This is a genomic window from Amycolatopsis sp. lyj-112 (assembly GCF_046549055.1).
Lineage (GTDB): Bacteria > Actinomycetota > Actinomycetes > Mycobacteriales > Pseudonocardiaceae > Amycolatopsis.
Map to the genome: position 1 here is coordinate 42,425 of NZ_JAJPWS010000009.1, position 23,637 is coordinate 66,061.

The 23,637-nt window shown below is 68.6% G+C and carries 20 protein-coding genes; 6 read left to right on the plus strand and 14 right to left on the minus strand.

From position 1 onward, the window contains the following. Positions 1–158 precede the first annotated feature (158 nt). Positions 159–2,543, plus strand: a complete 2,385-nt coding sequence (locus tag ACLJRL_RS27060) for an ATP-binding cassette domain-containing protein (protein WP_410659104.1) — start codon at positions 159–161, stop codon at positions 2,541–2,543. 46 nt (positions 2,544–2,589) lie between these two features. Here ACLJRL_RS27060 and ligD read toward each other — a convergent pair whose 3' ends face one another. Genes ligD through ACLJRL_RS27075 form a run of 3 tightly spaced genes read right to left on the minus strand, consistent with a single transcriptional unit; the run spans position 2,590 to position 4,450 of the window. Continuing rightward, the gene (ligD, locus tag ACLJRL_RS27065; protein WP_410659105.1) at positions 2,590–3,525 is read right to left on the minus strand and encodes a non-homologous end-joining DNA ligase; all 936 of its coding nucleotides are present in this window, start codon (positions 3,523–3,525) and stop codon (positions 2,590–2,592) included. A gap of 43 nt (positions 3,526–3,568) precedes the next feature. Further along, positions 3,569–3,886, minus strand: a complete 318-nt coding sequence (locus tag ACLJRL_RS27070; RefSeq protein WP_410659106.1) for a sporulation protein — start codon at positions 3,884–3,886, stop codon at positions 3,569–3,571. Positions 3,887–3,895: 9 nt separating this feature from the next. Further along, positions 3,896–4,450 carry a TetR/AcrR family transcriptional regulator gene (locus ACLJRL_RS27075; RefSeq protein ID WP_410659107.1) on the minus strand — a complete coding sequence of 185 codons (555 nt, stop codon included), beginning with the start codon at positions 4,448–4,450 and terminating at the stop codon, positions 3,896–3,898. Positions 4,451–4,535: 85 nt separating this feature from the next. On the opposite strand from ACLJRL_RS27075, the gene ACLJRL_RS27080 reads away from it, so the two are divergent. Continuing rightward, positions 4,536–5,696, plus strand: a complete 1,161-nt coding sequence (locus ACLJRL_RS27080) for an agmatine/peptidylarginine deiminase (RefSeq protein WP_410659108.1) — start codon at positions 4,536–4,538, stop codon at positions 5,694–5,696. Here the strand turns inward: ACLJRL_RS27080 and ACLJRL_RS27085 are convergent. Further along, complete coding sequence (locus ACLJRL_RS27085; RefSeq protein WP_410659349.1) at positions 5,684–6,343, minus strand: GntR family transcriptional regulator; 660 nt, start codon at positions 6,341–6,343, stop codon at positions 5,684–5,686. The genes ACLJRL_RS27080 and ACLJRL_RS27085 overlap by 13 nt on opposite strands. Before the next feature lie 106 nt (positions 6,344–6,449). Between ACLJRL_RS27085 and ACLJRL_RS27090 the strand changes: the two genes are divergently transcribed. Further along, a complete protein-coding gene (locus tag ACLJRL_RS27090) occupies positions 6,450–7,250 on the plus strand; it encodes a carbon-nitrogen hydrolase family protein (RefSeq protein ID WP_410659109.1) in 801 nt (266 codons plus the stop codon). 114 nt (positions 7,251–7,364) lie between these two features. On the opposite strand, the gene ACLJRL_RS27095 is transcribed toward ACLJRL_RS27090, so the two are convergent. The 3 genes from ACLJRL_RS27095 to ACLJRL_RS27105 all read right to left on the minus strand — a co-directional run bounded on the left by ACLJRL_RS27095 (position 7,365) and on the right by ACLJRL_RS27105 (position 11,703). Continuing rightward, the gene (locus tag ACLJRL_RS27095; protein ID WP_410659110.1) at positions 7,365–8,705 is read right to left on the minus strand and encodes an alpha/beta hydrolase family protein; all 1,341 of its coding nucleotides are present in this window, start codon (positions 8,703–8,705) and stop codon (positions 7,365–7,367) included. Further along, on the minus strand, positions 8,702–11,020 hold the full coding sequence (locus ACLJRL_RS27100; protein ID WP_410659111.1) for a penicillin acylase family protein: 2,319 nt from the start codon (positions 11,018–11,020) through the stop codon (positions 8,702–8,704). Before ACLJRL_RS27100 ends, ACLJRL_RS27095 begins: the two co-directional genes overlap by 4 nt. Positions 11,021–11,124: 104 nt before the next feature. Beyond that, entirely contained in the window at positions 11,125–11,703 is a 579-nt protein-coding gene (locus ACLJRL_RS27105) for an ArsR/SmtB family transcription factor (protein ID WP_410659112.1), read from the minus strand. A 249-nt stretch (positions 11,704–11,952) separates the two neighbouring features. On the opposite strand from ACLJRL_RS27105, the gene ACLJRL_RS27110 reads away from it, so the two are divergent. Next, positions 11,953–13,137, plus strand: a complete 1,185-nt coding sequence (locus tag ACLJRL_RS27110; RefSeq protein WP_410659113.1) for a lytic transglycosylase domain-containing protein — start codon at positions 11,953–11,955, stop codon at positions 13,135–13,137. Positions 13,138–13,227: 90 nt separating this feature from the next. Then, positions 13,228–13,656 (plus strand): pyridoxamine 5'-phosphate oxidase family protein, encoded by a 429-nt coding sequence (locus tag ACLJRL_RS27115; RefSeq protein WP_410659114.1) that lies wholly within the window; start codon positions 13,228–13,230, stop codon positions 13,654–13,656. A 121-nt stretch (positions 13,657–13,777) separates the two neighbouring features. On the opposite strand, the gene ACLJRL_RS27120 is transcribed toward ACLJRL_RS27115, so the two are convergent. The 6 genes from ACLJRL_RS27120 to ACLJRL_RS27145 all read right to left on the minus strand — a co-directional run bounded on the left by ACLJRL_RS27120 (position 13,778) and on the right by ACLJRL_RS27145 (position 21,221). Next, positions 13,778–14,665: a 2-hydroxy-3-oxopropionate reductase gene (locus ACLJRL_RS27120; RefSeq protein ID WP_410659115.1), complete on the minus strand. Its 888-nt coding sequence runs from the start codon at positions 14,663–14,665 to the stop codon at positions 13,778–13,780. After that, positions 14,662–15,489, minus strand: coding sequence for a hydroxypyruvate isomerase family protein (locus tag ACLJRL_RS27125; RefSeq protein WP_410659116.1), 828 nt, complete (start codon positions 15,487–15,489; stop codon positions 14,662–14,664). Before ACLJRL_RS27125 ends, ACLJRL_RS27120 begins: the two co-directional genes overlap by 4 nt. Positions 15,490–15,589: 100 nt before the next feature. Continuing rightward, positions 15,590–16,513, minus strand: a complete 924-nt coding sequence (locus tag ACLJRL_RS27130; RefSeq protein WP_410659117.1) for a 2Fe-2S iron-sulfur cluster-binding protein — start codon at positions 16,511–16,513, stop codon at positions 15,590–15,592. Next, positions 16,510–18,285, minus strand: coding sequence for an NAD(P)H-dependent oxidoreductase subunit E (locus tag ACLJRL_RS27135; RefSeq protein WP_410659118.1), 1,776 nt, complete (start codon positions 18,283–18,285; stop codon positions 16,510–16,512). The genes ACLJRL_RS27130 and ACLJRL_RS27135 overlap by 4 nt, the downstream gene beginning before the upstream one ends. Positions 18,286–18,295: 10 nt before the next feature. Continuing rightward, positions 18,296–20,215 (minus strand): molybdopterin oxidoreductase family protein, encoded by a 1,920-nt coding sequence (locus tag ACLJRL_RS27140; protein WP_410659119.1) that lies wholly within the window; start codon positions 20,213–20,215, stop codon positions 18,296–18,298. Between the two features lie 13 nt (positions 20,216–20,228). Beyond that, complete coding sequence (locus ACLJRL_RS27145; RefSeq protein ID WP_410659120.1) at positions 20,229–21,221, minus strand: 2-dehydropantoate 2-reductase; 993 nt, start codon at positions 21,219–21,221, stop codon at positions 20,229–20,231. A gap of 220 nt (positions 21,222–21,441) precedes the next feature. On the opposite strand from ACLJRL_RS27145, the gene ACLJRL_RS27150 reads away from it, so the two are divergent. Beyond that, on the plus strand, positions 21,442–22,170 hold the full coding sequence (locus tag ACLJRL_RS27150) for a GntR family transcriptional regulator (RefSeq protein ID WP_410659121.1): 729 nt from the start codon (positions 21,442–21,444) through the stop codon (positions 22,168–22,170). On the opposite strand, the gene ACLJRL_RS27155 is transcribed toward ACLJRL_RS27150, so the two are convergent. Beyond that, positions 22,171–23,568: an OFA family MFS transporter gene (locus ACLJRL_RS27155; protein ID WP_410659122.1), complete on the minus strand. Its 1,398-nt coding sequence runs from the start codon at positions 23,566–23,568 to the stop codon at positions 22,171–22,173. Between the last annotated feature and the right edge of the window lie 69 nt (positions 23,569–23,637).

Consider the following 23,637-nt stretch of genomic DNA (forward strand, 5'->3'; position numbering starts at 1 on the left):
TCAGGAATCGAGAAGCGACCACCCCCACGGCTCACCTAGCGTGATCATCGTGCGGACGAACCGCCCGCGCGAAGTGGTCGAACGGCTCGAAACTGGTTAGATCGAGCCCGGTGAGGCTGACGGAACGTACACGCGGCCCACATGAGGATGGAGACACGATGCGCAAGACCACGAGGCCGCAGCCGCCCGAGGAGCACCCCGCCGACAGCCACGACCTGATCCGGGTGCTGGGCGCGAGCGAGAACAACCTCAAGAACGTCGCCGTCGAACTCCCGAAGCGACGCTTGACGGTGTTCACCGGCGTCTCCGGGTCCGGCAAGAGCTCGCTGGTCTTCGACACGATCGCGGCCGAGTCGCAGCGGCTGATCAACGAGACCTACAGCACCTTCGTTCAGGGTTTCATGCCGACGCTGGCCCGGCCCGAGGTCGACGTGCTCGACGGCCTGACCACCGCGATCATCGTCGATCAGCAGCGGATGGGCGCCGACCCCCGGTCCACGGTCGGCACCGCCACCGACGCCAGCGCGATGCTGCGCATCCTCTTCAGCCGGGTCGGGAAGCCGCATATCGGCTCGCCCCAGGCGTTCTCCTTCAACGTCGCCTCGATCAGCGGCGCGGGTGCCGTGACCGTGGACAAGGGCGGACGGACCACGAAGGAACGCCGGGAGTTCAGCATCACCGGCGGCATGTGCGCGCGCTGCGAAGGCCGGGGCAAGGTCAACGACATCGACCTCACCGCGCTGTACGACGACACGAAGTCCCTCAACGAGGGCGCCCTGTCGATCCCCGGCTTCTCCATGGAGGGCTGGTTCGGCCGCATCCTCCGCGGCTGCGGCTTCTTCGACCCCGACAAGCCGATCAAGTCCTACACCAAGAGGCAACTGGACGACCTGCTCTACAAGGAGCCGGTCAAGCTCAAGATCGAAGGCATCAACCTGACCTACTCGGGTCTGATCCCGACGATCCAGAAGTCGTTCCTCTCCAAGGACCGGGAGGCGATGCAGCCGCATATCCGGACGTTCGTGGACCGCGCGGTCACCTTCACCGTCTGCCCCGAGTGCGACGGCTCCCGGCTCAGCGAGCTCGCCCGGTCGTCGAAGATCAAGCGGATCAACATCGCCGACGCGTGCTCGATGCAGATCAGCGACCTCGCCGACTGGGTCCGCGGGCTCAAGGAGCCGTCGGTGGCGCCGCTGCTGGAGAAGCTGCTGCACACCCTCGACTCGTTCGTGGACATCGGGCTCGGCTACCTCTCGCTGGACCGGCCGTCCGGCACGCTCTCGGGCGGCGAGGCGCAGCGCACCAAGATGATCCGGCACCTCGGCTCGTCCCTCACCGACGTCACCTACGTCTTCGACGAGCCGACCATCGGCCTGCACCCGCACGACATCCAGCGGATGAACAACCTGCTGAAGCAGTTGCGCGACAAGGGCAACACGGTGCTGGTCGTGGAGCACAAGCCGGAGACCATCGCCATCGCCGACCACGTCGTCGACCTCGGCCCCGGCGCCGGCACGGCGGGCGGGACGATCTGCTTCGAGGGCACCGTCGAGGGCCTGCGCGAGAGCGACACCAGCACCGGCCGCCACCTCGACGACCGGGCGTCGCTCAAGGACAGCGTCCGCACCCCCACCGGCAAGCTGGAGATCCGCGGCGCGGACCGCCACAACCTCCGGAAGGTCGATGTCGACGTCCCGCTCGGCGTCCTCTGCGTCGTCACCGGCGTCGCGGGCTCCGGCAAGAGTTCGCTGATCCACGGGTCCCTGCCCACCGACGAGGGCGTGGTGTCGGTCGACCAGACGCCGATCCGCGGCTCGCGGCGGAGCAACCCGGCCACCTACACCGGCCTGCTCGAGCCGATCCGCAAGGCGTTCGCCAAGGCCAACGGCGTCAAGCCGGCCCTGTTCAGCGCGAACTCCGAGGGCGCCTGCCCGAACTGCAACGGCGCCGGCGTGATCTACACCGACCTCGGCATCATGGCGGGCACGGCCACCACCTGCGAGGAGTGCGAAGGCAAGCGGTTCCAGGCCTCGGTGCTGGAGTACACCTTCGGCGGCAAGAACATCAGCGAAGTCCTGGGCATGCCGGTGTCCGAAGCCGAAGGGTTCTTCGCCGAGGGCGACGCGCGCATCCCGGCCGCGCACGCGATCCTCGGCAGGCTCAACGACGTCGGCCTCGGCTACCTCAGCCTCGGCCAGCCGCTCACCACGCTCTCCGGCGGCGAGCGGCAGCGGCTGAAGCTCGCCACGCACATGGGCGACAAGGGCGGCGTCTACGTCCTCGACGAGCCCACCACCGGCCTGCACCTCGCCGACGTCGAGAACCTGCTCGGCCTCCTTGACCGGCTCGTCGACGCAGGCAAGTCCGTGATCGTGATCGAGCACCACCAGGCGGTCATGGCGCACGCCGACTGGATCATCGACCTCGGCCCCGGCGCCGGCCACGACGGCGGCAAGATCGTCTTCGAAGGCACGCCCGCCGACCTCGTCGCCGACGGCTCGACGCTGACCGGTGAACACCTGGCGGCCTACGTCGGCAAGTAACCCTGGTCAGGCACGGCCGCAATTAGTCCTCTAATGGCGGGACGGGCTAGGCCTCGGTTTCGAGGCCGTCCCGGTCCGCCCATTCCAGGAGCGTGTCGAGCGAGTGGGCGGTGTCGTCGATGCCCGCGTGCAGGTCGCCGAGTTCGGCGAAGCGCGCGGGCACGGTGGCGATGGTGAACTCACGCGGCTCGACGTCGTCGATCTCGGCCCAGGTGATCGGGGTCGAGACGATGCCTTCGGGGACGCCGCGGACCGAGTAGGCGCTGGCGATCGTGTGGTCACGGGCGTTCTGGTTGTAGTCGACGAACAGTTTCGCCGGGTCGCGGTCCTTGCGCCACCAGGTGGTGGTGACCTCATCGGGCATCCGGCGTTCGACCTCGTGCGCGAAGGCCAGCGCCGCCCGGCGCACCTCCTGGAACCCCCACCGCGGTTCGATCCGGACGTAGACGTGCAGACCGGCGCCGCCGGAGGTCTTCGGCCAGCCGGTGATCCCGAGTTCGTCCAGGATTTCGTGGACCGTGCGGGCGACGTTCCGGACCGTCGAGAACGGGCAGTCCGGCATCGGGTCGAGGTCGATCCGCCACTCGTCGGGCTTTTCGGTGTCGGCGCGGCGGGAGTTCCAGGGATGGAACTCGACCGTCGACATCTGCACCGCCCAGATCACGTCGGCGGGATGTGTGACGCACAGTTCGTAGGCGTGCCGGCCGGAGGGGAAGTCGACGCGGACGGTCTGCAGCCAGTCCGGGGCGCCGTTCGGGACGCGCTTCTGGTGGACCTTGTCTCCCGAGATCCCGGACGGGAACCGGTGCAGCATGCACGGCCGTTCCCGCAGCGCCCGCACGATCCCGTCGCCGACGGCGAGGTAGTACCGGACGAGATCGAGCTTGGTCTCGCCTCGCGCCGGGAAGTAGACGCGATCCGGGTTCGAGACGCGAACCGTCCGGTCCTCCACCTCGATCTCCACCGCCGAGCTTTTCGCCATGCAGCGAAAATAGCCCGAAAGTCGCCTGTGCGCGCCGGGGCGATCAGCTCTTCCGGCGCCGGGCCCGGTGGATCGTGGCGATCATGACGGCGAACACCGCACCCAGGAAGGTCAGGTCCACCGCGGGCACCCAGCGCACGTCGCCGCCCTTGAGCACGTACGCGCCGACCGGGCGCGCGGCCAGGATGAAGCCGCCGCCCTCACCTTCCTTGCCGTGTTCGGTGCCGTGTCCCCCGCCTCCGCCGCCGATGACACTCGCGGCCGGGATCACCACGACGCCGTCCTTTTCGACCGGCTCGCCGTAGACGCGCCGGACGGTGAGGTTGTCGCGCATGACGCCGACGACCTTCTCGAGTCCCATTCAGTCCTCCTAGCGGTCCAGTTCCAGGGCGATCGCACCGCGCAGCAGGTCGCGTGCCCTGTCCAGGTCCATCGAACCAGAAAGCCATCGCTCACTGAGTCCTTCGACGAGGCTGGTGAGCCGTTCGGCGGCATCCTCGGCATCGGCCCGCGAACCGGTACGCCGGATCACTTCGGCGACCTCGGCCACCCAGACCCTCGTCGACTCCCCCAGTGGCGCACGCAACTCGGGGGTGAAGACCGCGCTGGCTCTCAGTTCGCCCCAAGCGGTGCTGTTTTCGCGGATCGCCTCGGTGTCCTGGAGTTCGCCGAACAGCCGGAGTTCGAGTTCCGCGCGGGGGCGGTCGGCCGAGGCTGCGGCTTCCTGGGTGTAGGTGGCCGCGCGGTCGTTGACGAACTCCAACGTCTTCTGGAGCACGCCGGCGCGGTTGGTGAAGTGGTAGTAGATCAGCGAAGTGGAGATCCCGGCCTCGGCCGCGATCTTCTCGACGCGCAGGCCCCGCACGCCGCTGCGCGCGATCACCCGCACGGCCGCTTCCAAGATCTTCTGCTGACGTTCGAACACAGGTGCTCACCCTAGCGATATCATCCTGACTGAATTTTCAGTCAGGATGCTACCGTGTTCTCATCGAGCCATCCAGGAGTGCACAGTGTTCGAATCGTTCCTTCCCCGCCGCACGGTCTTGCGTGCCCTGACGGGGGTCGGCGTCGCCGCCCTTTCGAGTGCGGCGTGCTCCGGGAACCCCGCCTCGCCGACCACGCCCTCATCGGCCGGGTCGCCGTCACCCGCGGTCGCGGGTGCCCGCAGGCTGGGCGCCGAGTGGGAGAGTCACGCGCGCACCTTCATGTCCTGGCCCGCCTCGACGTCGATCTGGGAAGAGGACCTGCCCGCCGTCCGTGAGGAGATCGCCGGCCTGGCGCGCGCGATCGCGGGCTACGAACCGGTGGCGCTGCTGGCCCGGCCCGAGCAGGCCGACGCGGCACAGCGAGCCTGCGGCGACGACGCCGAAGTCGTCCCGATCCCGGTCGACGACCTGTGGGCGCGCGACACCGTCCCCGTGTTCGCCGAGGAGGACGGCCGGGTCGCGGGCGTCGACTTCAACTTCAGCGGCTGGGGCGGCAAACAGAACCCTCACGACAAGGACGCCGCCGTCGCCCGCGCGGTACTGGGCAGGTACGGGCTGAGCCGCACCGAAACCTGGATCGTCGCGGAGGGCGGCTCGTTCGAGACCGACGGCGCCGGAACGCTGATGGTCACCGAAAGCTCTTTGGTCAACGACAACCGCAACAAGGGCAAGAGCCGCCAGGAGATCGAAGACGAACTGAAGAAGGCGCTCGGCGTCCAGAAGGTCATCTGGTTCGCGGGCGTCCGCGGCGAGGACATCACCGACGCCCACGTCGACTGCCTGGCCCGGTTCACCGCCCCCGGCGTGGTGCTCCTGGACAAGGCCGCGCCCGGATCCCCGCCCGACTCGTGGTCCCGCGCGGCGGATCAGGCCCGCTCGGTGCTCGCGAGCGCCACGGACGCCCGCGGCAAGAGCTTCCAGGTCATCGACCTGGTCCAGCCGGATCCCGGCAAGGTCGAAGGCTACGGCGAGGACAGCGTCATCTCGTACGCCAACTTCTACGTCGCGAACAAGTCCGTCTTCGTGCCGAAGTTCGGCGACGCCGCCGCGGACGACCGCGCCCAGCAGATCCTGCGGGAGCAGTACCCGGGCCGTGAGGTCGTGCCGGTGAAGATCTCGACCATCGCCTCGGGCGGCGGCGGGATCCACTGCTCGACGCACGACCAGCCGGGTCAGCCTTCCTGAGGCAGCACCGAGAGAACTTCCGACACCGGGCGCAAATGCTGCTCCAGCAACCGCGACGCCTCCTTGGCATCGTGGGCGTTCAAGGCCGCGACGAGCGCCCGGTGTTCCTCGTTGATCACCGTCAGCCGTTCCGGCCGCGCTTCCAGGGCGCGCACGGTGACGCGCTGCTGGCGTGAGCGGAGCGTGTCGTACAACTCGGTCAGCACGGTGTTGCCCGCGGCGTTCACGATGGCGCGGTGGAACCGGCGGTCGAACCCCGAGACGGCGAACCAGTCGCGTTCGGCACCGGCGCTGACCATGCCGTCGATCAGGTCCGGCATTTCGGCGGGGGCGCCCACCCGGTTGGCGCAGAGCGTCGCGATCGCGTGGCCCTCGATCAGCCGCCTGCTCTGGTAGACCTCTTCCAGTTCCCGGGCGGTGACAGTGCGCACTTGGGCACCCTTGCGCGGCAGGAGGCTGATGAACCGTTCGGCCGCGAGCCGGTGGAACGCCTCGCGCACCGGCGTCCTCGAAACGCCGACGGCGCCGGAAACCCACATCTCGTCGAGGAAGCGGCCGCCTTCCAGCTCTCCCGAGATGATTCCGTCGCGCAACCACGTGTAGACCCGCTCGCGCGCCGGGCCGCCTCCTTCGGCGGTCACAGTCATCTCGTTCTTCCCCTCGATCTTGGTCACTTTCCGCGACCGACCCTACACCTGGACCAGCCAAGTATCCATCATGTATACAAGAGTTCCACGTATCGGAAGGGGTCCCATGGTGCACGTCGCGGTGGCGCAGTTCGCGCCCGGCAACGACAAAGAGGCCAACCTCGCACGCGTCGCCTCCCTCGTCAGCGAAGCGGCCGACCGGGGCGCGCGGGTGGTCGTGCTGCCCGAGTACTCCCTGTTCACCGTACCGACGATGAGCCGGGAATTCGTGACCTCGGCCGAAGAACTCGACGGCCCGTTCGTCACCGAGCTGCGCGGTCTCGCCAAAGAACGCCGGATCACCGTCGTCGCCGGGATCAACGAAGCGCTCCCCGGCGGGGAGCGGATCTCGAACACGCTCGTCGCGGCCGGTCCCGACGGCGCGATCGCCGCGCTCTACCGCAAGCTGCATCTCTACGACGCCTTCGGTTTCCGCGAATCGGAGCTGGTCCGCGCGGGCGACATCGAGGCCCCGGAGACGTTCGAGGTCGACGGGTTCGTCTTCGGCCTGCAGACCTGTTACGACCTGAGGTTCCCGGAAGTCACCCGCCGTCTGGTCGACGCGGGGGCGGACGCGGTGCTGCTGCCGGCGGAGTGGATGCCCGGCCCGCTCAAGGAGGACCACTGGACGACGCTGATCCGGGCGCGGGCGATCGAGAACACGATCTACCTGGTCGCGGCGGGACAGGCGGCACCGACCGGCTCGGGGCACAGCATGATCGTCGACCCGATGGGCGTCGTGCTCGCCTCGGTCGGCGAGCGCACGGGAACCGCCACCGGCGAGCTTTCGGCCGAGCGCGTCTCCGAGGTGCGCGCGAAGAATCCCGCCCTGCGGCTGCGCCGGTTCGCCGTCACCCCGAAGTCCTGAGTATGTTCTGTGACGGAGGTCGTTCGTGAAGGCACGCCCTCGGGCGTGGTGATACGGCTTCCGTTCGCCTGGGTGCCGGGTGGCCGCCCGGCACCCAGGCTCTTCACGAAACCGTCACGGCACCAGCAGTCCCCAGTGGACGGCCCACGGGACGAACACCACGGCTCCGGCCAGGAGCAGCCCGACCCGGATCCCCGGGCTCGTCTCGTTCCGCCGTCGCCACCACGAAACCGCGGTCACCGCGGCCGTCACGACGACGCCGACCGCGATCAGCTGCAACGTCAGCCACGGCAGCGTCCGTCCGAAAAGGACCGGACCCGGCGCTTGCGCCGCCCCCATCGTCAGCGCGATGTAGTAGGCGAGGAAACCCGCGGTGGCGAGCACCCCCGTCGTCGCCAGCCAGCGCGCGGGGCGTGCGAGTGGCACGTCCTTCCGGCGGCGGAACAACGCCGTCACCGGATAGGCGGCGAACGCCAGCAGCGCCACGGCCCACACGCCGATCTGCAGCCAGGGTTGCTCATACCAGGCCAGCGGAGCCAAGGCGACGCTCTCACTGACCTGCCGCGGCGGCGGATCGGCCGAGGCCTGGACCGGTCCCTCGGCGAGCCCGGTGACCCAGGTCCCGACGAGGTCGAGGTAGCCGGGCGCGTACCCGTCGAGCTTGTCGAAACCGTCCGTGGTGTTCCGGAGCCCGTGCTGCGCCTGCGGGAACACCTTCAGCGTGTACTGCCGGTTTCCCTTTCGTTCCAGCGTTTCCCGGAAGATCCGCACGGCCTCGCCGGGCGGGGTGAGCCGGTCCAGTTCACCCCACAGCCCGAGCACCGGCTGCCGCACCTTCTCCAGCACCGGCACCGGGTCGTATCCGGCTTCGGGGAACGCACCCGCACTGGCGAGGGTCCGCATGTTCGTCGAAGCGACCATGTCGACCATGGAGCCGGTGACCCCGCCCCGCCTCAGGTACGTCTCGAACGCCCAAGCCTGCTGCCGGTCGGGCGAAACCCCGTTGGCACCGACGGTGACCACGAAGGCGACGTCCTCCGACTTCGACGCCGCCAAGGGAGCGACCCAGCCGCCTTCGCTCAGGCCCCAAACGCCGACCCTCGCGGGATCCACTCCCGGCCGGGAGCGCAGCGTCCGGACCGCGGCGAGGGCGTCGTCGGCCAGCACCGAGTAGTCCCGCTCGAACAACGAATAGCCTTCGGTCCGCTTGTCGTAGATCAGCGTCGTGATCCCCGCCTTGGCGAAGGCCTCGGCCTCGGTCCGGTAGTCGTCCCGATCGTGTTCGCCCGAGCCGTGCACCATGACGATCGCAGGTCCGCGAGCACCACCTTCCGGCGTGACCACCGTTCCGTGCAAGGTCACGCCATGGCTGGTGAACGAGACATCGCCGGCGGACGCGGCGGCCGGCATCGGCGACGACACCGCGACCACGGCGGCGAGCAGTGCCGCGATCATCGCCTGCTCACCCGGACCACCTTGAGCGACGGCGACGCGAGGATGTCCTTCTCGCAGTACCGTTCGGTGACCCATTGCTTGCGCGAGTACAGCTCGGTCTGGTCGCTGTAATGCGCGGACGTCGGGTCCGCGGACTGTGAGTAGGTCAGCAACGTCGTCGTGTCCGGGCAGCCTGTTCCGTTGAACGCCACGACATGCAGATACGTCCCGCCGTGCGTGAACTCGGTGTAGCCGGCGGCCGGATCCCAAGGCCCGCCGAGGGAGTCGTACACGCCCCGGCCCGCGGTACCGCCGCCGAGCGGGATCTTCTTGCCGTTGCGGACGACGTAATGGTTGTCGCCGTAGGGCGCGTCGAGCGGGATCTTCGCCGCGGTCAACTCGGCGACCGCGTCGGTAAGCGCCTTCCGGATTCCCTTGTCGCCCGTCTCGAGGGTGTTCGGGGTGTGCACGGGATCCTTGACGTCGAAGGGTACCTTCCACACGTCCGGCCCCATCCGGTCCACTGTGGACCAGAACCGGTCGAAGAGCAGCGCTCCCCGGCTTTCCTTGTCCGAGCGACCGTCCCAGCCCGCCAGTGCCGCACACGCGGCGTCCGTTCCGGGCATGGTGCGGCACATCGCGACGACGTCGGGCAACACGAGCTCGGCCGCGTGATCGCGATGAGAGAACATCAGGTCGCGCAGGGCTTGTCCGGTGAAACCGCCCTTCGCCAGCTGATCGGCGATCTCGATGAACCCGCCCCTGGTGCGCAGGTTCTGTTCGGTGCGGACCGGTCCCACGATCCGGGGGAAGCCGGTCTGCGGCTTGGCGGGATTGAAGAGCCAGTAGCTGTCGTTCGAGTTCGCCAGGTAGTCCGTGCGGTTGAGGTTCGGCAGGCTCGACGGGCCGAAGATCCCCGGCCGCAGAGCGTCGCGATCATGACCCCAGGCACACGACGTCCTGGAGCCGTCAAGCACGGCGAGTCCGTTGCCGTCGAACAGTTCCTTGCCCAGCGGGGTATTACAGCGCGCCGCCTTGTCGTCGGTGACGTGCGGTACACCGTGGATCTGGCTGAACGCCGCCCGGCCCCGATCGTCGGTGGCGAGGATGTTCATCCACGGCAGCCCCTGCGTCCGGCGGACCGAGTCGATCATCTCCCCCGCCGTCCGGCCGCGGGCGATCTCGAACATCGAGTTCGTCATCGCGAGGTTCTCCGCGTTGGCGTCCGCGATGGCGAACGCGCTCGACGCCGTCCACGGCAGTTCCCGTTCCCCGAGCCGGGTCGTCACCGGCCCGTACCGTGTAGTCCACTGTGGACGTACGACACGTTCCAGCGAACCGTCCGCCTTGCGGGACAGCACGGCCACGTCGTTCCGCCGCATCCGCTCGGGCTTCCCGTCGACCAGATAGGTCGTCGGCGAGCCCGGCACGAGCTTCAGTTCGAACAGCGTGTACGTCCGGGTCGTGTCGGTCGCCGTGCCGCTCCAGGCGGCGGTTTCGTTGTGGCCCAGCCACATCAGCGGGATCCCGGGGATGCCCGCGCCGCTCACGTTCAGCTTTCCCGGCAGGCTGACCTGTGACTGCCACAGCCTGGTCCCGCTCAGCTGCCACGGCAGGTGCGGGTTGGCCAGTGAGATGCCCCGCCCGTTCGCCGACGCGGCCGAGCCGATCGCGATGGCGTTGCTGCCGATCCCGGTCTCGCCGAGCATCTGCTCCCGCCCAGAACCCGCCCGCGGAGCGCCCGGCAGTGACGAGGTGATCGAATCCGCGACCCCGCCCTGCCCGAAGATCATCCCGACCGCGTGGCTGTGCCGGTAGACGTCGAGTTCGGTGATCGGCTTCAGCCAGCCGGTGCCCTGGCACGCGGGATCGGTGATCCGGCCGGTGCGCAGGTACTTGTTGACGCCTTCGACGTAGCCGCGGATCAGTTCGCGAACCTCGCGGTACGGCCCGCGTGGTGCCGGCTCGGCGAGCAGCCGCTCGACGAGGCCGGTTTCCTTGAGGCCTTGGAAGTACAGGTCACTGGCGAGGTTGGTGCTCGCCTGGCTCACCCCGCTCGTCGGCGGGGCGTCCGGCCCGAGCCAGCGGGAACGCTCGGCCCGGGTGGTGACCGCGACGTCGACGATGGCGCAGATGTTGTCCTTGGCCGCGGCGTACCCCTGGCCGAAGCCCAGGTTCACGTAATCGTCCGCGACGATGTGCGGGATGCCGAACTCGGTGTAGCGGATCGTGGCGCCCGCGTTCGAAGACACTTCGGCCGCCTGAGCCGTCGCGGTCCCCGCCGCGAGCAGGACCACCGCTGTGCCGATGGCCGCGATTCTCTTCCAGAGCAGCATGCTGCTCCCCCTTTGTGGTCGGAGTCGTTCGTGAAGGCACGCCTTCCGGCGTGGTGACGCGATCCCCCGGGTGGTCGAGTGGCCGCTCTCCCACCTGGTCGAACTCAGTTCCCCCTTTCGTCCTCCCCGTCCGGGTCCGGGAACGCCGTCCAGCGCACGAAGATCTTCCGCGCGTCCGGGCCGGGCTCCGGCCGCCAGTAACGGCGCAGCAGGTTCAGGTAGTCCTCCCAGAACTGCTTCAGCTCGTCGATGTCCAGATGCACCGCCCCGCGCGAGAACAGCAGCGCGTCGCCCCATTCCCCCAGTTCACCGCGCCGTTCCAGGAATCTCGCCATCTGCTCGAGGTCCTCGGTGAAAGAGGCGCGCTGCGCTTCGTCGAACACCGCGCGCATCTCGTCGTTCTGCTCACTGTGCCGGGGCCAGCGGATGTCCCGCGGCCTCGCCCGCCACCAGCGTTCCTTGCCGTGCGCGAGTTCCGGCGCCTCGTCGATGAAGGAGTATTTCGCCAGTTCTCGCAGGTGGTAGCTGGTCGCGCCGGAACTCTCCCCCAGTTCGTTGGCCAGCTTCGTCGCCGTCGCGGGTCCTCGCCCCAGCGCTTCCATGATCCGTCTGCGCAACGGATGCATGACCGCCTTCAGCACGGCGGCGTCGGTGATCTCCTCGGGCGGCGGTGGACCGGTCATGCCACCAAGGTAGCCGTGCAAAGGAGATTGTGCAAAGACTTCTTTGCACGCGGTTCAGACCAGTTCGCCGAACGGCCGACGATTCTGCTGGCGATTCGGTGAACTCAGCGTGAAATTGACAACTTCACTACGAAGGTCTTGTGCCAGGCGGACGAAATCCCAGCGGGTTCGCAGGTTTTTCGTTGCCCGCTCCCCGAAATTCGGTTGTATCGGATAGTTTTGCCCGGAGTCGACCTAGCGGGAGAGAACATGCCGAAGCACCGCCCTCGACAGACGGACCGGCTGTCCGCCCGACACCGGACGGCCTTCGCGCTCGCCGGTGGCGCGCTCGCCGTCCTGCCCGCGGTCACCGCTTCGGCGGGGCCGGACACCGCGATCGCCACCGCGAAGGACACCGCGCCGCAGAACCAGGCCATGCCCTGGCAGCCGCCCGCCGGCGTCGTTCCGGAGATCGCCGTCGACGGCAGCCTCCCCGAACCGCCCAACCCGGATCCCCTGATGGTGCCCGGCAGCGCCGGCAACGTCGGCGGCTCGTTCGCGCCGTCGGGCGCGCTCGGCATCCCGGACAGCATGCTGCGGGCCTACCGCAACGCGGCCGACATCCTCGCGAGGGAACTGCCCGGCTGTCACATCGACTGGGCGCTGATCGCCAGCATCGGCCGGATCGAGTCCAACCACGCGCGGGGCGGTTACGTCGACGCCAAGGGCAACACCTTGGAGCCGATCCTGGGCCCGCAGCTCAACGGCGCCGGACCCTTCGCCGCGATCTCCGACACCGACGGCGGCAAGTACGACGGCGACACCACCTGGGACCGCGCCGTCGGCCCGACGCAGTTCATCCCGTCCACCTGGAAGGGCTACGCCTCCGACGGCAACGGCGATGGCGAGTCGAACCCCAACAACATCTACGACGCGTCCCTCGCGTCGGGCCGTTACCTCTGCTCCGGCGGTGTCGACCTGACCTCCGAGCAGGTTCAGCGCGTGGCCGTGTACCGCTACAACCACTCGCTGTCCTATGTGGACACTGTGATCCGGTGGGCGGTCTCCTATCGCGGCGGTGTCGCGACCCTGCCGGACAGCAAGGTCCCGGTCGGCGCCCCCGACTCGCCGGACGTCGCCGCCGGCGCCCCCGGCCCGGTCCCGGTGCCGACCCCGCCCGGCACTCCCCCGCCGGGAACCCCGCCGCCGACGACCCCGCCGCCGGGTTCGTCGCTCCCGCCGAGCAGCGGGACCCCGACGAGTACGTCGCCTTCGAAGCCGAGCAGCACTCCGCCTCCGAGCACGCCCCCGTCGACCCCGCCCTCGTCGACCCCGCCTTCGAGCACACCCCCGCCGTCGAGCACCACGACCACCCCGCCGCCGTCGTCGACCACGACTCCGACGGACGGCAGCGGCGAAGCGACTCCGGGCAGCTCCGCGTCTCCGACTCCCTAGACCCGGACACCTAGCCTGCCCGGAATGTCCTGAACCCGTCCCGCGTTATCGCTTCTCGTAGATCATGGAGCCGAGAGAAGCGAGACACGGATGTCGTCATTCGTCATGACCGCCGAGGAACGGGAAGCCTTCCTGAGCGAGGTCCACATCGGGGTCTTGGCCGTGGAACGGGAAGGACGGGCCCCGCTGGCCGTACCGGTCTGGTACGACTACGAGCCCGGTGGGGAACTCCTGATCTGGATGGACGGCGGATCGGTCAAGGACAAGGCGATCAAGAAGGCGGGCAGGCTCAGCCTGGTCGCACAGACGGAGACCTTCCCTTACAAGTACGTGACGGCCGAGGGGCCGGTCGTCGCGAACGACACGCCGCCGACCCGTGAGCAGGCCCTGAAGATCGCGCATCGCTACCTGCCGGGGGAAGAGGGCACCAAGTACGTCGACGGTGCGCTCAGCGACAACTCCGTGCTGGTGCGGGTGCGGCCCGAAAAGTGGCTGAGCAACGACCAGAGCAAGGCCTGACCGGCTGACGGTGTCCCGGCCGCCGTGGACCGGCGGCCGGGACACCACCTCGGCCCGCGACCGGTTCGAACTCGACCACGCTGTCGAGCGCCTTACCCCTCGCGGAGATTCCGGGTATTCCTCACTCCTTGTTTTCCGCGCCGGACAGCGTTTCGACGACCTTCAGCAAGGCGGAGTGGTCGAGCGAACCGTGTCCCATCGCCCGTCCGGCGGCGACGAGCTGGGCGACCAGCCCGGTGAGCGGCAGCGAGACGTCGGCCTGCCTGGCGGCGGCGACCGCGATGCCCATGTCCTTGTGGTGCAGGTCGATCCGGAAACCCGGCGCGAATTCCCGCGCCACCATGGACTTCCGCTTGAGTTCCAGGATCCGGCTGCCCGCGAGCCCGCCGGCGAGCACGTCCAGCCCGACGCCGGCGTCTACACCGGACGCTTCCAGCAGCACGATCGCTTCGGCGATCAGTCCGTAGGTGCCGCCGACGACCAGCTGGTTGGCGGCCTTGACGACCTGCCCGGCACCGTGTGCCCCCACATGGATGATCGTCTTGCCGACGGCTTCCAGGACCGGGAGCGCGGCGGCGAAATCGGCCTCGGTTCCTCCGACCATAATGGACAGTGACGCCTGTTCGGCACCGGCTTGCCCGCCGGAGACAGGCGCGTCCAGCACCCGGATCTCCCGCTCACCGGCCTGCTTCGCCACCTCGATGGACGTCTCCGGCCGGATCGTGCTCATGTCGATCAGCAGGGTCCCCGGCTTCGCCGATTCCAGCACCCCGCCCGCCGCCAGCACGACGGCCTCGACCTGGGGGTGGTTCGGCAGCATCGTGATGACGACCTCCGCGCCGGAGACGGCGTCCGCCACGCCGGACGCCGCACGGCCACCCGCCGCTTCCAGCCTGGCGAGCGCTTCGGCGCTGACGTCGAATCCGCTCACCTCGTGCCCGGCGGCGGCCAGATGGCCCGCCATCGGCCCGCCCATGATCCCCAGCCCGATGAATCCCAGCTTGGTCATACCGATCCCCTTCGTTCGAAAGGCAGCCACGACAGCGAGTCCGCGCTCGGCCCGTCGGGCTTGTACTCCACGCCGACCTGCCCGCGGTAGCCCGCGGCCTGCAGCTTTTCCAGGTATCCCTCGATGTCCAGCGTTCCGGTCCCCGGCTGGTGCCGCCCTGGGGCATCGGCGATCTGCACATGGCCGATCCGTCCGGTGTGGACGTTCACGACCGCGTCGAGGTCGTCACCGTTGACCGCCAGGTGGTACAGGTCGGCCAGCAGCTTCACGTTGTCCCGCCCGAGTTCGTCGAGCACCTTCAGCACGTCACTGGAGGTCTTGAGCGGGTCTTTCTCCGCTCCGGACAGCGGTTCCAGGACGATCTCCGCGTCGATCCGCGCGGCCGCGTCCGAGGCGAGCGCCAGGTTCGAGAGGCCGAGCTTGTCCTGCCCGGCCGAGTCCGCACCGTCGATCCGATTGCCGTACAGGGCGTTGAACCGGTGGCAGCCGAGCCGCTCGCCGAGCTCGATCGCGGAGGCGATACCGGCGGCGAACTCGTCCTCGCGTCCGGTCCAGGTGACGAGGCCACGATCGCCGGCCGCCATGTCGCCGGGGAAGAAGTTCAGGCCCGTCACCGTGATACCCGCCTTCTCGACCGACGCCACGAACGCGTCGACGTCGGCGGCGTCCGGCACCGCCGTCTCGAACGGCCACCAGTACTCGGCAGCGGTGAACCCCGCCGCTCGCGCCGCGCCCGCACGCTCGAGCAGTGGCAGTTCGGTGAAGACCATCGACAGGTTCAGCACATACGGCAACGCATGACGCGAACCGGCAAGACCAGCCATCGAAACCTCAGCAATTTCACTCTGCGGAACTTTTCTTTCGTATATCGAGAATAGCCCGCTGACCTGGTTTCGGTCAACGGGCGTATCCCCACGGGGAGGGTCAGCGGTTCTGGACGTGCTGCCAGCCGAAGCGTCCCTTGATACAGAGATTTCCGTGGGTCACCGAACTCTCGTGCGGAGAGGTGACCTTGACGATCTCGTTGTCCTGGACGTGCAGGGTGAGGTTGCAGCCGACCCCGCAGAACGTGCAGACGGTCGTCGTGGCGGCCTGCCGGGACTCGTCCCAGGTACCGTCTTCGCGCTTGTCGTGCTCACGTTTGAAGCTCAGCGCGCCGGTCGGGCAGACCTCGATGCAGTTTCCACAGTAGACACACGCGCTGTCCGGCAGCGGGTTCGCGAACTCCGTCGAGATCCGGGCGTCGAACCCGCGGCCGGCCATGGTGATGGCGAAGGTGTTCTGCCACTGCTCCCCGCACGCGTCGACGCATTTGTAGCACTGGATGCATTTCCCGTAGTCACGGACGTAGAGTTCGTTGTCCACCTTGACCGGCTGGCGCACGGTCGCCGCCGTCATCCCGTCGGGGATCTCGTGCTCACCGGGTCGCCGCCGGTCCCGCTCGTCCGACGGCGGGGCGGGCGGGCCGAACCGCTCGGGCCGGGCGTCGCAGTCCGCCATCCAGTCCGCCACGTCGGGCGTCGTGGACAGATCCGTCGCCGAACCCAGCAGTTCCAGCACCACCTTGCGGCTGAGCCGGGTCCGGTCGGTCTCGGTGCGCACCACCATTCCCGGTTCCGCCTTGCGGGAGCATGACGGCACGAGCGTGCGCGAGCCCTCGACCTCCACCATGCAGACGCGGCAGGCGTTCGCGGGTTCGAGGGTGTCGCCGTAGCAGAGTGTCGGGATGTTCTTTCCCGCCACCGTACAGGCGTCGAGGAGGGTCGAACCCTCCGGCACCCGGACCGTCTCACCGTCCACGGTGAACTCGACGAGCCGTCGCGGGAGTCCTATTTCGACGATGGTCATGACTGCTCCTCCAGCGCGCCGAGCCGGTCGATCGCCGACTCGATGGCGTTCCAGGCGGTCTGTCCCAGCCCGCAGATGGACGAATCCCGCATCACCTGGCCGACTTCGCGCAGCAACGCGAGATCGTCCCCGCCGGTGCTGAGCTTCTTGCCGCCGACGATCCGGTGCAGGGCCTCCTCCTGCCGGACGGTCCCGATCCGGCACGGCACGCACTGCCCGCACGACTCGTCCCGGAAGAACGCCGCGATCCGTACCAGGAAACCGCCGAGGTCCGCCTGGTCGTCCAGTGCCAGCACGACTCCCGAACCGAGCGTGGCCCCGGCGGCGCGGGCATCCTCCATGGTCAAGGGCAGGCCGGTCTCGTCGGGCCGGACGAAACCGCCCGCCGCGCCGCCGAGCAGGATCGCCCGGAGTTCGCGGCCGTCCGGCACTCCCCCGGCGAGCGAGAGCAGGTCATCGAGGGTCGTCCCGAACGGCACTTCGTACACGCCGGGACGGCGGACGTTGCCGGACAGGCAGAACAGCTTCGGCCCGGCCGAGTGTTCGGTGCCGATCCGCCGGTACGCCTCGCAGCCCTCGGTGAGGATCAGCGGGACATTGACCAGGGTCTCGACGTTGTTCACCGCCGTCGGCTTACCGAACAACCCCTTCTCCACCGGGAACGGCGGCTTGGTCCGCGGCTCGCCGCGGAAACCTTCGATGGAGTTGAAGATCGCCGTTTCCTCACCGCAGATGTAGGCACCCGCGCCGCGCCTGACCTCGATGTCGAACGAGAAACCCTCGTGCCCCATGATGTCCGTGCCCAGGAACCCGCGCTCGTGAGCGACGTCGATGGCGTTGCGCAGCAACCGCAGCGCGCGCGGGTACTCGCCGCGTAGGTAGACGTAACCCTTCTGCGCCCCGATGGCGAACGCGGCGATCGTCATCGACTCGACGAGGGCGAACGGATCTCCCTCGATCAGCACACGGTCCTTGAACGTACCCGGCTCGCTCTCGTCGGCGTTGCACACCAGGTACCGGGTCCGCACCGGCTGTCGCGCGGTGGCGTCCCACTTCCGCCCGGTCGGGAACGCGGCCCCGCCGCGGCCCATCAGGCCCGCGTCGGTCACCTCGCGGATGACGCCCGCCGGGCCGAGCAGCAAGGCGTTCCGCAACGCCGCGTAACCACCGGCGGCCCGGTAGGCGTCCAGGCTCTCCGGGTCGACGACGCCGACCCTGCGCAGCAGCCGGAGCCCTCCTTCTCCTTGCTGGGGAACGGAGATCGGCGCTTCGTCCATTTCGGACGTTCCCGCGGCGGCGCGGACGGCCTCGGCCGCGGTCACCGGCGCGAGCAGCCGTTCCTCAGCCGGATCACCGGCTTCGAAGGCCAGCGCCGCGGGGGCCCGTTCGCAGACACCCAGGCAGGGGCTCCGTTGCCAGGTGACCCCTCCGCTCGGTCTCCCCGCGGCGCCGACGGTCTCGGTCAGCGCGTCGCACACCGCCTCCGCACCGTTCACCTGGCACGCCAGATCCGTGCAGACGTGGACGACCCGCGGCGGCCGTTCGGTGAGCGAGAACAGCGCGTAGAAACTCGCCACACCGTAGGCCTCGGCCGGCGGGACGGTCAGCCGCCGGCAGATATGGTTGAGCGCCCCCTGACTGATCCAGCCGACCCGGTCGTTCACCGCGTGCAAGGCGGGCAGCAGCAGATCACGGCCGAGTCCGGTCCCGAGCGCGTCGACCGCGTCCCGTTCGGCATCCGTGGGCTCGGCGTTCAGGAAGCGCAGGTCCATTCGGGACTCCTCACACGGTGGCGGGCAGCTTTTCGACCCGGATCGCGGAGGCCTTGTACTCGGCCGTTCCCGCGATCGGGCAGGTCGCCTCGATGGTGATGATGTTGACGTCGATCTCGTCCGGGAAGTGGAAGGTCATGAACGCCAGGCCCGGACGCAGCCCCTCGTCGATCCGGACCGGCGCCTCGATCTCGCCGCGGCGGGAGGAGATCCGCACGACCTCGTCCTCGGTGACGCCGAGCTTCACCGCGTCGGCCAGGCAGAGATCGAGGGTCTCCCCTCGGCGCAGCGGCGACGGGAACCCGCCCGACTGGACGCCGGTGTTGTACGAGTCCAGGCGCCGCCCGGTGGTCAGGCGGATCGGGAAGTCCTCGGTGAGCAGGTCGACCGGCGGGCTGTGCGCGATCACCGTGAACGGGGCCGGGCGGCCGCGTTTCTCCGGGTCTTCCTCCCACAGGCGACCGTGCAGGAACGTCGGTTCGAGCTTGTCCTCGCTGTAGCAAGGCCATTGGATGCCACCGAGTTCCTCGAGCCGCGCGTAGCTCATCCCCGCGTGCATCGGCGACAACGTCCGGAGTTCGTTCCAGATGTCCTCGCCGCCCTGGTAATCCCAGTCATGGCCGAGACGCCGGGCCAGTTCGCACAGCACCTGGATGTCGTCGCGCGCGCCCTCGGGCGGTTCGAGCGCCTTGCGCACCCGCTGGACCCGGCGCTCGCTGTTGGTGAATGTGCCGTCGGATTCGCACCAGGCCGCCGACGCCGGCAGCACGACGTCGGCCAGTTGCGCGGTCTTGGTGAGGAAGATGTCCTGCACCACCAGATGATCCACAGTGGACAGTCGTCTGATCGTGTGCTCGCAGTCGGCCTCGGACTGCACGGGGTTCTCCCCGATGATGTACACGCAGGTCAGCTCGCCGCGTTCCATCGCGTCCAGCATCTGCGTGAGATTGAGTCCCTTGTGCGGTGGGATGTTCGAACCCCAGGCCCCGTCGAACTTCGCCCGCACGTCCGCGTCGAGGATGTTCTGGAAGCCGGGCATCCGGTCCGGGATGGCGCCCATGTCCCCGCCGCCCTGGACGTTGTTCTGCCCGCGCAACGGATTGAGCCCGGCACCGTACCGGCCGACGTGCCCGGCCAGGAGGGCGAGGTTGATCAGCGAGAGGACGTTGTCGGTGCCGTTGTGGTGTTCGGTGATCCCGAGCGTCCACGACAGCTGACCGCGATCGGCGCGGGCGTAGGTGTGCGCGAGTTCCTTGATGAGCTCGGCCGGGACGCCGGTCGTCTTTTCCGCGGCTTCGAGCGTCCATGGCTCGACCGACGCCGCGAACTCGGCGAAACCCTCGGTGGCGCGTTCGATGAAGGTGGTGTTGGCGAGTCCGGAGTGGATGATCTCGCGGGCGATCGCGTGGGCCAGCGGGATGTCCGTGCCGACGTGCAGCTGCAGCTGCCGGTGCGCCCAGCTCGCGGTGGTGGTCCGGCGCGGGTCGATGACGAACAGCTTCGCGCCGCGATGGACGGCCTTGAGAACGTGCTGGAAAAAGATCGGGTGGGCCTCGCGCGGATTGCCACCCCAGATGACGATGACGTCGGCGTCTTCGATCTCCTGGTACGACGACGTCCCGCCGCCGCTGTCGAACACCCGCGCCAGCCCGGCGACGCTCGGCGCGTGACAGGTGCGGTTGCAGGAGTCGACGTTGTTGGTGCCGATCACCGCCCGCGTGAACTTCTGCGCGACGAAGTTCATCTCGTTGGTCGCCCTGGCACAGGAGAACATGCCGAAGGCTTCGGGACCCTGGGCATCGAGCGTGCGCCGGAACCCGGCGGCGGCGCGGTCGAGCGCCTCCTCCCAGGTCGCCGGGCGCAGCACCCCGGAGTCGCGGACCAGCGGCTGGGTGAGCCGGACGTAGGGCTCGGTGTTCTTGCGCTTCATCGGTTCCTCCGATTCAGTGCGCTCCGACGGGAACGGCGTTCGCGGTCTGGTCGAGCAGGCCGATCGCGGCGTGGACGTGGCGAAGGGCGAGCGCCGCGACACCGGTCAGCTCCGCGAGTTCGACGACGGCGCCGATGATCGCGTCGATCTCCAGCGGTTTGCCCGCTTCGAGGTCCTGCAGCATCGACGTCTTGTGGTGGCCGACGCGCCAGGCGCCGTCGATGCGTTTCTCGACGGACACCTTGGGATCACTGCCCGCCGCGCGGGCGATCGCGAGCGTCTCGGTCATCATCGTGGCCACGAGCGCGCGGGTGTCCGCGTGCTCGCACATCTGGACCATGGTCGCCCTGGTCAGCGCGCTGAGCGGATTGAAGGCGACGTTGCCCATCAGCTTGACCCAGATCTCGTCGCGCAGGTCGAGTTCGACCGGCGCCTTCAGGCCGCCCGCGATCATCGCGTCGGCGAGCGCGGCGCACCGCGACGAAACCCCGCCTTTCGGCTCCCCCAAAGCGAAACGGGTGCCTTCGAGATGCCGGATCACGCCGGGCGCCTCGATCACCGTCGAGCAGTAGACGACGCAGCCGATCGCGCGCCGCAGTTCCAGGACCGTGCTCACCGCACCGCCCGGATCGACAGTCTCGATCCGCCGTCCCTCCAGCCGGTGGCCGGCGAGACCGTGGAAGTACCACCACGGGATCCCGTTCTGCGCGGCCACGATCGCGGTCTCCTCGCCCAGCAGCGGCGCGATCAGCGGACCGCAGGAGGCGTACGAATTCGCTTTCAGGCCAAGGAAGACGAAGTCGACCGGGCCGACCTCCGCCGGGTCATCGGTGACGTGAGGCCGGACGGTGAAGTCGCCGCGCGGGCTCAGTACCCGCACCCCGTGGGCACGCATCGCCTCTCCGTGCGCCCGCCTCGCGATCAGGTGGACTTCCGCCCCGCCGCGATGCAACGCGGCACCGACGTAGGCGCCGATCGCCCCGGCTCCCAGAACAGCGACCTTCATGACGTGCCTCCCGTTCAGCCGAAAGACTAGATTGCATACAGTATCCTGTAGATGGTCGCCATGCCTAGCCCTCGACTGCCGCAATTCGTCCTCTAGTTGCGGTAGTTGCACGCGCATGGACCGCAACTAGAGGACGAATTGCGGGATCGAAGGGGGAGTTGTCGGGATTTTGCATACCAAAACCTGTATCCTGAACCGGACGAGTCCACCCGGAGGTCCTGTGAGCCAGACCGTTTCCCCCTTGCCCGACCGCGGCCCCACCGGCCGCCGGACCAAGGGCGCGCTCGGCTCGGGCCCGGCCAAACGCGTCGAGCGGCCGGCGCCGTTGCGTCAGGTCGTCTACGAAGCGCTCGCCGAGCTGATCATCAACCGGACCCTCGAACCCGGCCAGCATCTGGTCGAGGCGGACCTCGCCGAATACCTGGGCGTGAGCAGGCAGCCGGTCCGCGAGGCGCTGCAGCGCCTGCAGAGCGAAGGCTGGGTCGACCTCCGCCCCGCACAGGGCGCCTTCGTGCACATGCCGACCGATGAAGAAGCCGATCAGCTGCTCAGCGTGCGCACCGTGCTCGAAGCGCACTCCGCCCGTCTCGCCGCGGACAAGGCCTCCGGCGACGACGTCGAACGGTTGTGGGAACTGCAGAAGACCGGGCTGGAGGCGTTGGCCGCCGACGACACCGAGGGTCTCGTCGCGGCCAACGCCGCACTCCACGCGTTCATCACCGATCTGTCCGGGAACACCGTCCTCGCCGAGATGATCGGCATGGTCGATCGCCGGGTCCGCTGGTACTACACGCCGATCGCCCGGCCCCGCAGCCACGACGCCTGGCACGAGCACGAGGAACTGATCAAGGCCATCGCCTCCGGGGACGCGACCGCCGCCGAGAAGATCATGAACCAGCACACCGAACGCACCCGGCAGGCCTTCCACGAGCGCCCACCGGAGAACTAGTCAGTCGGCCGCCGCGACGGCCGTGTTCAGCTCGGGCTCCGGCTTCGGAGTCCGGGTGTGGGAACGCCCGGGCTGACGCAGGAACAAACTGAGCGCGGCCGCGAGCAGACTCGTCCCGCCGGCGAGGAAGAACGCCCCGCCGTAACCCCACCCCACGACGACCATCGCGCCGACACCGGAGCCGACGAGGCCCGAGATCAGCTTCGAGCTGTAGACCAGGCCGTAGTTGCTGGCGTTGTTGTTCTCGCCGTAGAAGTCCGCCGTCATCGCCGCGAACAGCGGGAAGATCGCCCCGCCCCCGAATCCGGAGACCATCGAGGCGAGCAGGAAGAGCGGCATACTGCCGAGCGCACCGGCCAGATACACCGCGAACTGCGAGAGCCCGAGTATCACGCAGACCATGAACAGCGTCTGCCGCCGGCCGTAACGGTCGGAAATCCAGCCGATCACGCCGCGGCCGGTGCCGTTGATGATCGCCTTCAGGCTCATCGCCAGCGCGACGATGCCGCCCGCGAAGCCCATCTCGTTGCCGAACGGGACCTGCATCGCGATACCGAAGATGTTCACCCCGGCCGTGCACAGCAGACAGAACCACATCAGCGGAAGCATCCCGGTCCGGAGTGCCTCCTGCGGTGTGTACTGCTTGACCGCGGGCGGGTTCTTCTGCAGGGACCGGCGAATCCGCGGATCGTCGGACACCTTCAGCGGGTCGACGTGCGCGGGCCACCAGTTCTTCGGCGGGTCCTGGAAGAAGAACCCGCAGACCGCGACCACCGCGGCCAGGAAGATCCCGACCGCCAGCAGTACACCCGAATAGTTGGAAAGGTCCATATAGGAGGTGAAGAGGAAGATGAAGGGCACCGACCCGTAGGCGAAACCGCCGTTGACGAACCCGGTCTTCCCTCCCCTGCGCTCCGGATACCACTTGCCGACCATGTTGACGCAGGTCGCGTAGACCAGGCCCGCGCCGCCACCGCCGAAGAACCCGAAGCCGAGGTACGCCCAGAATTCGTTGGGCGCGTAGGCGAGGGAAAGATAAGAGAACAGGGTACCCATCCCGCCCAGCAGCATCGCCGCCTTGGCAGGCAGAGTGCCGTTCTCCCGCATCTTCCCCGCCGGGAACGCCACGATCGCCTGGAAGAACACCCAGACCCCGAGCAGCCAGAAGATGGTCGACCCGTGCCAGCCGTGTGCGCCGGCCAGCGTCTCCTCCGCCGACGTGAACGCGTATTCCGAGGAACTGATGGCCATCATGGCGATCCAGGGCAGGACCACCATCATCCATCGTGGACGGCCCATGATGTCTCGATCGGTCTCACCGATCCGGTAGATCCTGCCGTTCGGATCGGTGACTTCGTTGTACGTTCCGGGAGGTTGAGCCGCGGTCGATGACGTCATTGTCATTCTCCTTGGGTCGGTGGGGACCGGAAAGCCGGGGGGAAGGGCCCGGACGGTCCTTCCCCACGG

Excerpts from the sequence above, each read along its gene's own strand:
- ACLJRL_RS27115 (WP_410659114.1), top strand. The coding sequence starts at position 13,228 with ATGTCGTCATTCGTCATGACCGCCGAGGAACGGGAAGCCTTCCTGAGC.
- ACLJRL_RS27105 (WP_410659112.1), bottom strand. The coding sequence starts at position 11,703 with ATGACCGGTCCACCGCCGCCCGAGGAGATCACCGACGCCGCCGTGCTG.
- ACLJRL_RS27095 (WP_410659110.1), bottom strand. The coding sequence starts at position 8,705 with ATGATCGCGGCACTGCTCGCCGCCGTGGTCGCGGTGTCGTCGCCGATG.
- ACLJRL_RS27135 (WP_410659118.1), bottom strand. The coding sequence starts at position 18,285 with ATGGACCTGCGCTTCCTGAACGCCGAGCCCACGGATGCCGAACGGGAC.
- ligD (WP_410659105.1), bottom strand. The coding sequence starts at position 3,525 with ATGGCGAAAAGCTCGGCGGTGGAGATCGAGGTGGAGGACCGGACGGTT.
- ACLJRL_RS27060 (WP_410659104.1), top strand. The coding sequence starts at position 159 with ATGCGCAAGACCACGAGGCCGCAGCCGCCCGAGGAGCACCCCGCCGAC.
- ACLJRL_RS27070 (WP_410659106.1), bottom strand. The coding sequence starts at position 3,886 with ATGGGACTCGAGAAGGTCGTCGGCGTCATGCGCGACAACCTCACCGTC.
- ACLJRL_RS27085 (WP_410659349.1), bottom strand. The coding sequence starts at position 6,343 with ATGACTGTGACCGCCGAAGGAGGCGGCCCGGCGCGCGAGCGGGTCTAC.
- ACLJRL_RS27110 (WP_410659113.1), top strand. The coding sequence starts at position 11,953 with ATGCCGAAGCACCGCCCTCGACAGACGGACCGGCTGTCCGCCCGACAC.
- ACLJRL_RS27155 (WP_410659122.1), bottom strand. The coding sequence starts at position 23,568 with ATGACGTCATCGACCGCGGCTCAACCTCCCGGAACGTACAACGAAGTC.
- ACLJRL_RS27145 (WP_410659120.1), bottom strand. The coding sequence starts at position 21,221 with ATGAAGGTCGCTGTTCTGGGAGCCGGGGCGATCGGCGCCTACGTCGGT.
- ACLJRL_RS27120 (WP_410659115.1), bottom strand. The coding sequence starts at position 14,665 with ATGACCAAGCTGGGATTCATCGGGCTGGGGATCATGGGCGGGCCGATG.
- ACLJRL_RS27090 (WP_410659109.1), top strand. The coding sequence starts at position 6,450 with ATGGTGCACGTCGCGGTGGCGCAGTTCGCGCCCGGCAACGACAAAGAG.
- ACLJRL_RS27100 (WP_410659111.1), bottom strand. The coding sequence starts at position 11,020 with ATGCTGCTCTGGAAGAGAATCGCGGCCATCGGCACAGCGGTGGTCCTG.
- ACLJRL_RS27125 (WP_410659116.1), bottom strand. The coding sequence starts at position 15,489 with ATGGCTGGTCTTGCCGGTTCGCGTCATGCGTTGCCGTATGTGCTGAAC.
- ACLJRL_RS27130 (WP_410659117.1), bottom strand. The coding sequence starts at position 16,513 with ATGACCATCGTCGAAATAGGACTCCCGCGACGGCTCGTCGAGTTCACC.
- ACLJRL_RS27140 (WP_410659119.1), bottom strand. The coding sequence starts at position 20,215 with ATGAAGCGCAAGAACACCGAGCCCTACGTCCGGCTCACCCAGCCGCTG.